A 12,621-nucleotide genomic window follows, 5' to 3' on the forward strand; every position below is an offset into this window, starting at 1 on the left:
GATCAGCCGTCCTTGCGGGCCAACAGGCCGCCAATGGCAAGCATCAGCCAACCAACAATCATGCCGGTGCCGCCCAAGGGCGCGGCAAATGGGAAAAGACGCTGGCCGAGATAGTCGCGCGCCAGAAGGTCGCCGGAGAACAGCAGTACTGCCAGAAGCAGGATCGCTGCGCCGATGTGCAGGATGCGGTTGTGGGCCGCGACGAACGACAGGGCGATCAGCGCGGGCGCATGAAACAGCAGGAAATTGGCCGCAGTGGCGACATTTGTGCTGCCGCCATGGCTGGCTGCAGCCGATAGCGCCACGCCGGCTGCGCCGCAAAGTGCTGCCGCGACAAACAGAAACCGGTCGAATTTCATTGATTTGCTCCTGAGGGCGCTTTCCCGGGAAGATACGCGGAAGCTGGGAAGATGCCTGCCAAAATTCCTGCCGGGTGCCGCGCCGATTGCCGCAGCCCTGCCGCTTTTCTGTGGAGCTTGAGACGGTGTGGGAAAATGGCCGTTTGGCGTTTCTGCCAGCAGTCCCTATGTTCGCGCACCCGTTCAACAGGCACCAGGATTCCATGGCTGGCGACATCAGGAAAATCGCTGCGATCATCGCAGCCGAGATCAATGCGAAGGCCGAGCAGGTCATCGCTGCCGTCGGGCTGCTCGACGAGGGCGCGACCGTTCCCTTCGTCGCGCGCTACCGCAAGGAAGTCACCGGCGGCCTCGACGACACCCAGCTGCGCGATCTCTCCGAACGCCTCGCCTATCTGCGCGAACTCGAGGCACGCCGCGCCGCCATCGTCGAATCCATCACCGGCCAGGGCAAGATGACCGACGACCTGGCGATCCGCATCGCCACCGTCACCACCAAGGCCGAGCTTGAGGACATCTACCTGCCCTACAAGCCCAAGCGCCGCACCAAGGCGGAAATCGCCAGGGAGCGCGGGCTTGGACCGCTGGCAGAAGCCATCCTTGCCGACCGTTCGAAAGTGCCCGCTGAGCTCGCCGTGCCTTACGTCGCCGGCGAAGTCGCCGATGTGAAGGCAGCGCTCGAAGGCGCGCGCGACATCATCGCCGAGGGCATTTCGGAAAACGCCGACCTGCTCGGTCGCCTGCGCACCCACATGAAGGAGCGCGCGGTGATGCGTGCCCGCGTCGTGGACGGCAAGCAGGAAGCAGGCGCCAAGTTCTCCGATTATTTCGACCATTCCGAGCGCTGGGCCTCGGTGCCGAGCCACCGTGCGCTTGCCATGCTGCGCGGCCGCAACGAGGATGTGCTGTCGCTTGACCTCGAGATTGACGCCGACGACACCTCGCCGGTCAAGCCGGTGGAGCGCATGATCGCCGCCGCCTACCAGATTGGATCGACCCTGCCGGGCGACCAGTGGCTGATGCAGGTCGCCGGCTGGACCTGGCGGGTGAAGCTGTCGTTGTCGCTTTCGCTCGACCTGATGCGCGACCTGCGCGAGGCGGCCGAAGAAGAGGCGATCCGCGTCTTCTCGCGCAATCTCAAGGACCTGCTGCTCGCAGCCCCGGCCGGCTCGCGCGCCACCATGGGCCTCGATCCCGGCATCCGCACCGGCGTCAAGGTCGCGGTCATCGACGCCACTGGCAAGGTGCTCGACACCACCACCGTCTACCCCTTCCCGCCCAAGAACGACGTGCGCGGCACCCAGGCCGAGCTTGCCCGGCTGATCATCCGCCACAAGGTCGAGCTGATCGCCATCGGCAATGGCACCGGTAGCCGCGAGACCGAGCGGCTGGTCGCCGACATGCTGACTGACATGCCGGCGCCCAAGCCCACGAAAGTCATCGTCAGCGAGGCCGGTGCGTCGGTCTATTCGGCCTCCGCCACGGCTGCCGCCGAATTCCCCAATCTCGACGTGTCGCTGCGCGGTGCCGTCTCCATCGCGCGCCGCCTGCAGGATCCGCTCGCCGAGCTGGTCAAGATCGAGCCCAAGTCGATCGGCGTCGGCCAATACCAGCACGATGTCGACCAGTATCGCCTCGGCCGCTCGCTGGAAGCCGTGGTCGAAGACGCGGTGAACGCCGTCGGTGTCGACCTCAACACGGCCTCCGCTCCCCTTCTCGCTCGCGTCTCCGGCCTCGGGCCGTCGCTTGCCGAGTCGATCGTCGCCTATCGTGATGCCTCGGGCGCCTTCGCCACACGTCGCGACCTGTTGTCGGTACCCCGTCTTGGCCAGCGCGCCTTCGAGCAATGCGCCGGCTTCCTGCGCATCCGCGACGGCAAGGAACCGCTCGACGCGTCATCGGTCCACCCTGAAGCCTATGGCGTCGCCAAGAAGATCGTGGCGTTCTGTGGCCGTGACCTGCGCCAGCTGATGGGCGACAGCGCGGCGTTGAAGGCGATCGATCCGCGTACCTTCGTCGATGAGCGTTTCGGTCTGCCCACAGTGCGCGACATCATCGCCGAGCTGGAAAAGCCGGGCCGCGACCCGCGCCCGGGCTTCAAGACCGCGACCTTCGCCGACGGCGTCGATGACATCAAGGACCTGAAGCCGGGCATGCTGCTCGAAGGCACCGTGACCAACGTTGCCGCCTTCGGTGCCTTCGTCGACATCGGCGTGCATCAGGATGGCCTCGTCCATGTCTCGCAGCTCGCCGACAAGTTCGTGAAGGACCCCCATGAGGTGGTGAAAGCCGGCGACGTGGTGAAGGTCCGCGTCGTCGAGGTCGACATCCCGCGCAAGCGCATCGGGCTCACCATGCGCAAGGACGGCGGCGAGCCGGCACCGAGGTCGGCAGCACCGGCCAAGAGCCGCGACATGAAATTTGCCTCGTCCAAGCCACAGCAGAACAAGCCGGAGCAGCAAGGGGCGTTTGGCGCGGCGCTGCTCGAGGCGATGAAGCGGAAGTAATCCAATACGTGGACGCCTCCCTCTCCCCGTTCTTTACGGGGAGAGGGTAAGGGTGAGGGGCAATCTTGCGGCGTTTGCGCTGCCCCTCATCTGCCTGCCGGCATCTTCTCCCCGTAAGGACGGAGAGAAGAAGGCTGTCCGCGACGTCGTGCCCCTTTCTGCGGAGATGTGAGCGTCGACCCGATCCTGCCCCCGCTCACCCAGCGGCATGATCGCCCTTGCCCGGTTCGCCGTTCGTGCTTAGAAAGCCCGGGAAAACGCGGCCCAGGGCCGCATGCGAAAGGTGCCGTGATCCCATGTCCAAGTGGAAAGACGTCAAGAAGGTCGTGCTCGCCTATTCCGGCGGCCTCGATACCTCCATCATCCTGAAGTGGCTGCAGACCGAGCTCAATGCAGAGGTTGTCACCTTCACCGCCGATCTCGGCCAGGGCGAGGAACTCGAACCGGCGCGCAAGAAGGCCGAGATGCTCGGCATCAAGGAGATCTTCATCGAGGACGTGCGCGAGGAGTTCGTCCGCGATTTCGTCTTCCCGATGTTCCGGGCCAATGCCGTCTATGAAGGCGTCTACCTGCTCGGCACCTCGATCGCCCGTCCGCTGATCTCCAAGCACCTCGTCGATATCGCCCGCAAGACCGGTGCCGACGCCATCGCCCACGGCGCCACCGGCAAGGGCAACGACCAGGTCCGTTTCGAGCTGTCGGCCTATGCGCTCAACCCCGACATCAAGATCATCGCACCGTGGCGCGACTGGTCGTTCAAGAGCCGCACCGACCTGCTCGACTTCGCCGAAAAGCACCAGATCCCGGTTGCCAAGGACAAGAAGGGCGAGGCTCCCTTCTCGGTCGACGCAAACCTTCTGCACTCGTCCTCCGAGGGCAAGGTTTTGGAAGATCCGGCCGTCGAGGCGCCCGAATACGTCCACATGCGCACGATTTCGCCCGAGGCAGCGCCCGACAAGGCGACTGTCATCAAGATCGGCTTCGAACAGGGTGACGCCGTCTCGATCAATGGCGAGCGCCTGTCGCCCGCGACCCTGCTTGCCAAGCTCAACGACTACGGTCGCGACAACGGCATCGGCCGCCTCGACCTGGTCGAAAACCGCTTCGTTGGCATGAAGAGCCGCGGCGTCTACGAGACCCCCGGCGGCACGATCCTGCTTTCGGCGCACCGCGCCATCGAGTCGATCACGCTCGACCGTGGTGCCGCGCACCTCAAGGACGAGCTGATGCCGCGCTATGCCGAGCTGATCTACTACGGCTTCTGGTTCTCGCCCGAGCGCCAGATGCTGCAGGCGGCGATCGACCTCAGCCAGAAGGACGTCGAGGGCGAAGTCACCCTCAAGCTCTACAAGGGCAACGTCATGGTTATCGGCCGTGAGAGCGCGAAGTCGCTCTATTCCGACAAGCTGGTCACCTTCGAGGACGACCAGGGCGCCTATGACCAGAAGGACGCTGCCGGCTTCATCAAGCTCAATGCGCTCCGCCTGCGCACGCTCGCCGCGCGCAACCGGTGATCGCGCGGGCTGCTGCCCTCTGCTTGCTCGCGGCGGCCTTGCCGGCCGCCGCGGACGAGTTCGATCCGGCAACGCTGGATCTGCCGGCGCTGGTCGAATGTCGGGTCGATGTGCCGGCCTACACCAGCTTTGCCTTCTGGCTGGCTGGCGAGCCCGACGCTCCCGGGAAGCTTGGCTGGCGCGCCATCGACAGCGGCAATCCTTTCCTGTCGCAATATGAGATGGACAAGCCGTTGACCGTCTTCGGCTTGGAAACGAAGACCATCGTTTTCACTTCCAGTGGACCGATGGCGGTGCTGGATGGGGTCAGCGTCTCTGACCTCGCCAAAAAGCTTGGCATCGAGCCGACGCTGTCGACGTCGCAGAAGTTCCTGGGCGAAAAGGTGGTCTCGGAAAAGACGGAAACTGCCGAGAGCGTCACTCTGGCCACGCGCATCAGCCTCAACGTGTCCACCGTCGAGACACATCCCGGCAAGGTGCTGGCGGGATGTTCCTACGTGCTTGAAGTCAAGTAGAAAGCTGAAGCCGTTTTTCCTCTCTCAGCCTGTGAGAAGAGGAAGCACTACGCCCCGCCATCATACATGTCGCCGAGATAAGCCCGCTTGGCTGCTTCGTCGCGCGTTGAAAACAGATAGCGGCTGAAGGCCAGCCGCTCATGGTTCACGGCCGCCAATTCCCAGACGCAGAAGGTCGCCCGATGCGGCCCGGGCAGCGCAAACGGCGAGAAATCGGGCGCGTCTGCAGTCTTGGCGTAGACCGTCTCCCACATCTCGTTGGCATTGCGCCATGAGCTCACCAGCAGGAAATGGAAATCGCCGCCGCAGCGATGCAGGATGACGAAGCCGAGCTCACCCTTGAGGTTGAGCCGCTCGGTTGCCGTCTCCGCCGCCAGGAAGCGCTGTGCCAGCGCGCTGGTTTCGCGCCTCACCGGCGTTTCTGCTTCTGATATGTCGTACCATTTGAGCAGGCCGCCACCGGCAGGCGCCGGCAGGCCTGGCGTTACCAATTTGGGGTAGTGGGAGTAGCCTTCGACATTGCCGAAGCGCGAGAGATCGGCGGGCAGGCCGCTCTGGCTGTTCATGACAAGATCCTCGTCCGCATTGAAAAAGCCCGGTGTCGGCACCGGGCTTTTGTCATTCTGCGTCCGAGACTTTGGCTTTGCCAGTGCTGCGGAAATGTCTCCTGACAGGGTTGTGTCAGGTCATCAGGCGTCAGTTGCCGTCGATTTCCGCGCCGATGATGGCGATCGCCTGCTGGTAGACGCTGGCTGCGTTCCAGCCCTGCAGCGCGCCGAAATTGGCCTGGCCGGGCTGATAGCCGCCGCCGGCACTCCAGCCATGGCCGCGCAGGAAGTTGGCGGTCGACGCCAGTGCGTCGGCCTTGGAGCGGACCATGTCGATCTTGCCGTTGCCGTCGCCGTCGGCGCCGTACTTCAGCACGTTGACCGGCAGGAACTGGGTCTGGCCGATTTCGCCATGGGCCGCGCCGATGGCGTTGGGCGCCAGCGTACCGCTCTGGACGAGCTTGAGTGCGGCGTAGAGCTGGTCGGTGAAATATTCCGAACGGCGGCAGTCATAGGCCAGGGTGGCGACGGCCGACAGCGTGTGCTGGTTGCCCATGAAGCCACCGAAGCCAGTTTCCATGCCCCAGATCGCGATCAGCGGGCCGGCCGGCACGCCGTAGCGGGCCTCGATGCTCTGGAACAGAGCCGCGTTCTGCTTCTTGATGGTCTTGCCCTTGGAAGCAATCGCCTTGCCGCCGCGCTTGGCCATGAACTGGTCGAGCGAGAGCTTAAAGCTCTTCTGGTTGCGGTCGGCGTAAATGGTCTTGGTGGCGTAGGTCGTCTTGGCAAGGGCGCTGAGCGCGTTGCCCTTGATGCCGTTCGCCGCCGCCTGGTCGGCGAAAGATGCCTTCCATGCTTCGAAGCCACCCGCGTTGTTGCCGCACTCCGCCGCATATGCGCCGCCAGCCATAGCCGCCAGCATGGCGGAGGCCGCAGCAAAAGTCTTCACCTTGGCAAATAATGCCATGCCGTTCTCCTGATGCCTGAATCAATGCCCCTGGGAGGGATGTTGCCAGCCCCACGCTCTCTTGTCATCGTTAAGAAGGCGTTTACGTCCCCATCTGCCTACAATGGCAGGTGGCAAAAAACTCGCATACGATCAAGCAATGAATATGGCGAGAGCGGGGAAAAACCATGGAAGATGTCGATGTTGTGATCGTCGGTGCCGGGTCCGCGGGTCTTGCGGCGGCAAAAGTGCTGCGCCGGGCAGGACTTAGCTTCAAAGTGCTGGAAGCCATGGATCGCATAGGCGGGCGGGCCTGGACCAGCAACAAACAGTTCGGTGTGCCCTTCGACATCGGTTGCGCCTGGCTGCACGCCGCCGACCGTAACCCCTATTTCCCCGAAGCGCAGGCCGCCGGCTGGACGATGCATCATCACGACATGAACATCGACCATCTCTATTATCGCAACCGCAAGGCGAGTGAAGCGGAGGAGGCAGCGGTCAAGGCGGCCGATGCCGCCATGACCGTCCTGCTCGAAGGCCACAACAACGCCGACGACCGGCTTGGCGCGCTGTTGGCCAAGGGACGCTCGTCGCGCGCGGCCGCCACCTTCTGCGGGCCGATGGATTTCGGCGCCGATGAAGACGAAATCTCGGTCGCCGACTTCAGAAACGCTGCCGACCTCGACCCGAACTACTTCACCCGTGAGGGCTATGGCACGCTCGTCGCGCGTTTCGGCGCCGACGTGCCGGTCGAGCTTGCCACGCCAGTGCGCCGGATCGACTGGGATGGAGCTGGCGTCAGCTGCCACACCGATCGCGGCGTGCTGCGCGCTCGCGCGGTGATCGTGACAGCTTCGCCGGCGGTGCTGGCCTTCGAGGAGATCGCCTTTTCGCCGGCGCTGCCGGAAAGCTACGTGACGGCCTTCTTCGACCTGCCGATGGGCATGCTGACCAAGCTTCCTGTCGAAATCAGGGGCAGCCGGCTTGGGCTCAAGCCCTTCGACGACCTGCTTGTCGAGCGCGCCGCGCGCCACGACATCTATTTCCTCAGCTTTCCCTTCGATCTCGACCTGATGGTAGGTTTCGTCGGCGGCGATTTCGCCTGGGAGCTGTCGGCCGCCGGCGAGGCGGCTGGGGTCGATTTCGCCACCGACCGGCTGTGCGAGATTTTCGGCAACGACACGCGCAAGCACGTCGGCCGCGCGATGATGACCAATTGGGGCGCCGAACGCTATGTCAGGGGCGCCTATGCCGCCGCTCGCCCCGGCCGTTCCGAGGCGCGGTCGATACTGATGCAGCCGCTTCACGAGCGTATCTTCTTTGCCGGCGAGCATCTTGCCGGCCCGCTGATCCAGACCTGCGGTGGAGCCCGGCTGTCAGGCGAAGCGGTGGCGCGAGATATCGTTTCGCAGCTGGTGGCGAACTGACGACAGCCGCGCCCGCAAGCGTCAAGCTGCTACAATTCGTGAGCGTTCCGGGCCAGTTCATCAGGAACTGATGGCTGTCCGTCCCGTTTCGGCCCCTTGAGGGACCAAGAAAACGGAGCGAAAAGATGAAAACCAAACTGTTGTTGCCCGCCATTACGGGCGCGTTGCTCGCCTTCTCCGGCCCGTCCTTTGCCGACGTTGCCGTGCAGGCGGCGACCGACCTCAACGTCCGCGCCGGCCCTGGGCCGCAATATCCGGTCATCGGCGTCATCGGTGCCGGACAGGGCACCACACTTCGTGGCTGCCTTGAAGGCAGCAAATGGTGCAGTGTCGCGGATTCTGGCGGCGATGGCTGGGTTTACTCCGATTATCTCGTTGGCGACTTTGGCGGCCAGCAGATCGTGCTTTCGGCACGGCCGGCCGATTCCGGCATTGTCGTTGTTGATCCGCCGGCGGCCGGTGGTGCCGGTGATGTCGTCATCGATGGCACGACGGGCGCGATTGTCGCCGGCGAAGCCATGCCGGCCATCGAGCCGCCCGGCGCGGTGCGCACCTATGTGACCGACCACCGGATAGAGCCGGTCTATCTCGACGGCGAAGTCGTTGTCGGTGCTGGACTGCCTGACACTGTCGAACTGACCGAGATCCCCGACTACGAGTACCGCTATGTCTATGTGAACGGCCAGCCGGTGTTGGTCGAACCGTCAACGCGGCGCGTGGTCTACGTGGTCCGCTAGCCTTCAAGGCCGGCCGCTGGGCATGCCGTCCGGCGGCCGGAGCTAGACCCGTATCGCTGGTGCATCGTCGGAAAGATGTTCCGCCCGCTTCAGCAGGTTCTCGAAATCGGCAGCGGGCAGCGCCTTGGAATAGAGGTAGCCCTGTCCGATGCGGCAGCCCATGGCGTATAGTGCCGCCTCCTGTGCCCGCGTCTCGATGCCCTCTGCGACGACCGACAACCCCATGTCGCTGGCCATGCCGAGCACCGCGCGCACGATCGCCGCGTCCTGTGGTTCGCGCAGCATATCGCGGACGAAACTGCGGTCGACCTTGAGCACCGTAAGGGGAAAGCGCTTGATGGTGCTGAGCGCTGCGTGGCCGGTGCCGAAATCGTCGAAAGCGAGGCCGACGCCTGCCTTGGCGAGCTTGCGGAAAGGCGCCAGCGTGCGTTCCTCATAGTCGAGCGCGATGGTTTCGGTGACCTCGAGCTCCAGCGCATTGGCCGGAAGGCCATGACGCGACAGCGTCAATGTCACCGTTTCGGCCAGGGTGCCGGCATTGACCTGCGCGGCGAACAGATTGACGGCCATGGTGATCGGGGCAAAGCCTTGGGCCCGCCATGCGGCAGACTGCCGACAGGCCTCATCGAGGATCCAATTGCCAACTGTCAGCGCGCCGGAATGCGTTTCGAGCACGGCGAGGAAATCAGCGGGCGCGAGCAATCCGCGCGAAGGATGTTTCCAGCGTAACAGTGCCTCGGCGCCCAGCACCCTGCCGCTCTCCAAGCAGACCTGCGGCTGGTAGTGCAGGACGAATTCCTTTGCCTTGATGGCGCGCAGCAGTTCGTCCTGCAGCGCGCGCCGTACGGCCACCGCGTTGCGCATGCCAAGCTCGAATATGCGATAGCTGCCGCCCTGCTGCCGAGCGCGGTAAAGCGCCAGGTCGGCGCTGGCCATCAGCTCTTCCGAATCCCCGCCGTCACGGGGCGCAACCGCGCCGCCAATGCTGACACCGAGCTTGAGCAGATGGTCGCCGATCTCGAAGGGCTGTTCGAAAGAATGCAGCAGGCTGTTTGCCGCCGCGGCTACCGCCGCGGGCTTGTCGATGCCACGCAACAGCACCGCGAATTCATCGCTGCCGAGCCTCGCCACCATGGCATTGGCGTCGAGCGCTGCAGGCAAACGTACCGCCAGCGCCTGCAAAAGCGTGTCGCCGGTGGCATGGCCGAGCGTGTCGTTGACCTTCTTGAAGCCGTCGAGGTCGACAAGCAAAAGCCCCGTCGCCTCGCCTCTCTCAAGCGCATCCTCGAGCTGCATGTCGAACTGCAAGCGGTTGGGCAGGCCGGTCAGGGTGTCCTGATGCGCCAGGCGATACAGCCGCATGTCGCGCTGCCTGCGCTCGGAGATGTCGCGGATGATGCCGCCCATGGAAACGCCGTTCGGTCCTTGCCAGACCGAAAGCGACAGTTCGATGGGGAATTCGCTACCATCGCGCCGCAATGCCGAGACTTCGACGGTCTTGCCGCTCAGCTTGGATGGGGTGCCCGAGGCGACGCGCGCAATGCCGGCATTGTGGGCGCCGCGCAGCCTTGCGGGAATGATCAGGTCGAGGGTCTTGCCGACAAGTTCGGCCTTGTCGTAGCCAAACATGCGCTCGGCCGACTTGTTGACAAAGGAAATGTTGCGGCTGGCATCGATGACCACCAGCGCGAATTCGATATTCTCGGCGAAGCCGGCAAGCGGCGAGGCATCTGCGGTCGGGGTCATGAAATCACCACCGTCCATCACTTTATGCGGACCAACCCGGTGGTCACACATGGTGGTAGAAGACTCTGAAATAGTACATGTATCCCCCCGGATGACGCATATAACAGCAGGGAAGTATTAACAGCCACTGATTTTCGTCCGAAAATCCGCCAACAATCGCTGTTCTCAGGCCTCTGCCTTGACTCGCCGCGCATTTTCCTGTCTACAGCCGACAAATTCCGCGACGAGTTCCACTCCGAGCGGCCGACCGGGACGCCCTAGCGGCTATATACGATCCCGGAGGCCAACACCCGGCAGCGCAGTGCGCCCCCGGGTGCTTTTTGGTTTGGTTCAGGCGCGCAGAGGCATTACCTCTCGGTTCGACACCGGTTGGCTGAGAGAAGGGAAGTCGAATGTTTGAATCGCTGCAAGAGCGGCTTGGATCGATCCTGAACGGCCTGACCGGCCGTGGCGCACTGTCGGAGGCCGATGTCTCGGCAGCCCTGCGCGAGGTTCGCCGTGCCTTGCTCGAAGCCGACGTTGCACTGGAAGTGGTGCGTTCGTTCACCGACAAGGTGCGCGAAAAAGCCGTCGGCGCCGCGGTCCTGAAGTCGATCAAGCCCGGGCAGATGGTCGTCAAGATCGTCCATGACGAGCTTGTCGAGATGCTCGGCTCCGAAGGCGTCGCCATCGATCTCAATGCGCCGGCGCCGGTTGTCATCATGATGGTCGGCCTGCAGGGCTCGGGCAAGACCACCACCTCGGCCAAGATCGCCAAGCGCCTCACCGAGCGCCAGGGCAAGAAGGTCCTGATGGCCTCGCTCGACACGCGCCGTCCGGCCGCGCAAGAGCAGCTGCGCCAGCTCGGCGAGCAGACCAAGGTCGCGACCCTTCCCGTCATCGCCGGCCAGTCGCCGGTCGACATCGCCAAGCGCGCCGTCCAGGCAGCCAAGCTCGGCGGCCATGACGTCGTCATCCTCGACACCGCCGGCCGTACCCATATCGACGAGCCGCTGATGGTCGAGATGGCCGACATCCGCAAGGTGTCGGACCCGCACGAGATCCTGCTCGTCGCCGACTCGCTGACCGGTCAGGACGCCGTCAACCTCGCCAAGAATTTCGACGACCGCGTCGGCATTACCGGTTTGGTGCTGACCCGCATGGACGGCGACGGCCGCGGCGGTGCGGCCCTTTCGATGCGTGCTGTCACCGGCAAGCCGATCAAGCTGATCGGCGTCGGCGAAAAGATGGAAGCGCTTGAGGAATTCTATCCCAAGCGCATTGCCGACCGCATTCTGGGCATGGGCGACATCGTTTCGCTGGTCGAAAAGGCTGCCGAAAACATCGACGCGGAAAAGGCCGCGGCGATGGCCAAGAAGATGCAGTCGGGCAAGTTCGACCTGAACGACCTCGCCGACCAGCTTGGCCAGATGCAGAAGATGGGCGGCATGGGCGGCATCATGGGAATGATGCCGGGCATGGGCAAGATGAAGGACCAGATGGCTGCAGCTGGCCTGGACGACAAGATGTTCGGGCGCCAGCTCGCCATCATCTCGTCGATGACCAAGGCCGAGCGCGCCAATCCCGACGTCCTCAAGCATTCGCGCAAGAAGCGCATCGCCGCCGGTTCCGGCACTGACGCTGCCGAGATCAACAAGCTGCTCAAGATGCATCGCCAGATGGCCGACATGATGAAGGCTATGGGCGGCAAGGGCAAAGGCGGCGGTCTCATGCGCGGCATGATGGGCGGCCTGGCCTCCAAGATGGGCCTTGGCGGCATGATGCCCGGCGGCGGCATGCCCGACCTGTCCAAGATGGACCCCAAGCAGCTCGAAGCCCTGCAGAAGCAGGCTGAAGCGGCCGGTCTTGGCGGCGGGCTCAAGGGCCTTCCCGGCGGCATGCCCGGTATGGGTGGCGGTTTGCCTGGCCTGCCCGGCGGCATGAAGCTTCCCGGTCTCGGTGGTGGCCTGCCCGGCCTTGGCAAGAAGAAGTGAGGAGCGCGATGACCGAAATCACCCCGCAGGCGCAGCTTCAGGAACTGCGCGCTTCGATTGACAACATCGACGCAGCCTTGATCCACATGCTGGCCGAGCGTTTCCGCTGCACCAAGGCAGTCGGCGTGCTCAAGGCCACCCACGGCCTGCCGCCGGCTGATCCGGCACGCGAGGCCACCCAGATCGCGCGCCTGCGCCGACTGGCCGACGATGCTCATCTCGACCCCGATTTCGCGGAGAAGTTCCTTAACTTCATCATCCGCGAGGTGATCCGTCACCACGAAATGCTGGCCGCCGAGCGAAATGGCGGCTCAGACAGGACTACCTCCGCCTGATGGCGGAACAAGCA

Annotated in this window: 11 protein-coding genes; 7 read left to right on the top strand and 4 right to left on the bottom strand. The window is 64.1% G+C overall.

Features of this window, described 5'->3' with window-relative positions; all coding sequences use genetic code 11:
• Positions 1-2: 2 nt before the first annotated feature.
• Positions 3-359 carry a DUF423 domain-containing protein gene (locus tag ACSQ3E_RS21955; RefSeq protein WP_310325713.1) on the bottom strand — a complete coding sequence of 119 codons (357 nt, stop codon included), beginning with the start codon at positions 357-359 and terminating at the stop codon, positions 3-5.
• Positions 360-562: 203 nt separating this feature from the next.
• Between ACSQ3E_RS21955 and ACSQ3E_RS21960 the strand changes: the two genes are divergently transcribed.
• The 3 genes from ACSQ3E_RS21960 (at position 563) to ACSQ3E_RS21970 (ending at position 4,895) form a co-directional block, all read left to right on the top strand.
• Positions 563-2,866, top strand: a complete 2,304-nt coding sequence (locus tag ACSQ3E_RS21960) for a Tex family protein (protein WP_436124315.1) — start codon at positions 563-565, stop codon at positions 2,864-2,866.
• Between the two features lie 296 nt (positions 2,867-3,162).
• Complete coding sequence (locus ACSQ3E_RS21965; protein ID WP_115730049.1) at positions 3,163-4,380, top strand: argininosuccinate synthase; 1,218 nt, start codon at positions 3,163-3,165, stop codon at positions 4,378-4,380.
• Between the two features lie 38 nt (positions 4,381-4,418).
• Positions 4,419-4,895, top strand: a complete 477-nt coding sequence (locus ACSQ3E_RS21970; protein ID WP_310325720.1) for a hypothetical protein — start codon at positions 4,419-4,421, stop codon at positions 4,893-4,895.
• Between the two features lie 47 nt (positions 4,896-4,942).
• On the opposite strand, the gene ACSQ3E_RS21975 is transcribed toward ACSQ3E_RS21970, so the two are convergent.
• Positions 4,943-5,461, bottom strand: coding sequence for a hypothetical protein (locus tag ACSQ3E_RS21975; protein WP_436124316.1), 519 nt, complete (start codon positions 5,459-5,461; stop codon positions 4,943-4,945).
• A gap of 130 nt (positions 5,462-5,591) precedes the next feature.
• Entirely contained in the window at positions 5,592-6,410 is an 819-nt protein-coding gene (locus tag ACSQ3E_RS21980) for a lytic murein transglycosylase (protein ID WP_409014671.1), read from the bottom strand.
• A gap of 167 nt (positions 6,411-6,577) precedes the next feature.
• Here ACSQ3E_RS21980 and ACSQ3E_RS21985 point away from each other — a divergent pair, with 167 nt between their 5' ends.
• The gene (locus ACSQ3E_RS21985; protein ID WP_436124317.1) at positions 6,578-7,816 is read left to right on the top strand and encodes a flavin monoamine oxidase family protein; all 1,239 of its coding nucleotides are present in this window, start codon (positions 6,578-6,580) and stop codon (positions 7,814-7,816) included.
• A gap of 125 nt (positions 7,817-7,941) precedes the next feature.
• Positions 7,942-8,553 (top strand): DUF1236 domain-containing protein, encoded by a 612-nt coding sequence (locus ACSQ3E_RS21990; RefSeq protein ID WP_310325728.1) that lies wholly within the window; start codon positions 7,942-7,944, stop codon positions 8,551-8,553.
• A gap of 42 nt (positions 8,554-8,595) precedes the next feature.
• Here ACSQ3E_RS21990 and ACSQ3E_RS21995 read toward each other — a convergent pair whose 3' ends face one another.
• On the bottom strand, positions 8,596-10,299 hold the full coding sequence (locus ACSQ3E_RS21995; protein ID WP_436124318.1) for a putative bifunctional diguanylate cyclase/phosphodiesterase: 1,704 nt from the start codon (positions 10,297-10,299) through the stop codon (positions 8,596-8,598).
• Between the two features lie 392 nt (positions 10,300-10,691).
• Between ACSQ3E_RS21995 and ffh the strand changes: the two genes are divergently transcribed.
• Positions 10,692-12,272: a signal recognition particle protein gene (gene ffh, locus ACSQ3E_RS22000; protein WP_310325733.1), complete on the top strand. Its 1,581-nt coding sequence runs from the start codon at positions 10,692-10,694 to the stop codon at positions 12,270-12,272.
• A gap of 8 nt (positions 12,273-12,280) precedes the next feature.
• The gene (locus ACSQ3E_RS22005; protein ID WP_436124319.1) at positions 12,281-12,607 is read left to right on the top strand and encodes a chorismate mutase; all 327 of its coding nucleotides are present in this window, start codon (positions 12,281-12,283) and stop codon (positions 12,605-12,607) included.
• The last annotated feature ends 14 nt before the right edge of the window (positions 12,608-12,621 follow it).

Origin of the sequence: Aminobacter sp. LjRoot7 (genome assembly GCF_964252895.1) — a bacterium.
GTDB classification, from domain to species: Bacteria; Pseudomonadota; Alphaproteobacteria; order Rhizobiales; family Rhizobiaceae; genus Aminobacter; species Aminobacter aminovorans_B.

What these genes read in the sequence shown, in the direction of transcription:
- ACSQ3E_RS21975 (WP_436124316.1), bottom strand. Translation starts at nt 5,461, where the DNA reads ATGAACAGCCAGAGCGGCCTGCCCGCCGATCTCTCGCGCTTCGGCAAT.
- ACSQ3E_RS21980 (WP_409014671.1), bottom strand. Translation starts at nt 6,410, where the DNA reads ATGGCATTATTTGCCAAGGTGAAGACTTTTGCTGCGGCCTCCGCCATG.
- ACSQ3E_RS22005 (WP_436124319.1), top strand. Translation starts at nt 12,281, where the DNA reads ATGACCGAAATCACCCCGCAGGCGCAGCTTCAGGAACTGCGCGCTTCG.
- ACSQ3E_RS21965 (WP_115730049.1), top strand. Translation starts at nt 3,163, where the DNA reads ATGTCCAAGTGGAAAGACGTCAAGAAGGTCGTGCTCGCCTATTCCGGC.
- ACSQ3E_RS21995 (WP_436124318.1), bottom strand. Translation starts at nt 10,299, where the DNA reads ATGACCCCGACCGCAGATGCCTCGCCGCTTGCCGGCTTCGCCGAGAAT.
- ACSQ3E_RS21990 (WP_310325728.1), top strand. Translation starts at nt 7,942, where the DNA reads ATGAAAACCAAACTGTTGTTGCCCGCCATTACGGGCGCGTTGCTCGCC.
- ACSQ3E_RS21985 (WP_436124317.1), top strand. Translation starts at nt 6,578, where the DNA reads ATGGAAGATGTCGATGTTGTGATCGTCGGTGCCGGGTCCGCGGGTCTT.
- ACSQ3E_RS21955 (WP_310325713.1), bottom strand. Translation starts at nt 359, where the DNA reads ATGAAATTCGACCGGTTTCTGTTTGTCGCGGCAGCACTTTGCGGCGCA.
- ffh (WP_310325733.1), top strand. Translation starts at nt 10,692, where the DNA reads ATGTTTGAATCGCTGCAAGAGCGGCTTGGATCGATCCTGAACGGCCTG.
- ACSQ3E_RS21960 (WP_436124315.1), top strand. Translation starts at nt 563, where the DNA reads ATGGCTGGCGACATCAGGAAAATCGCTGCGATCATCGCAGCCGAGATC.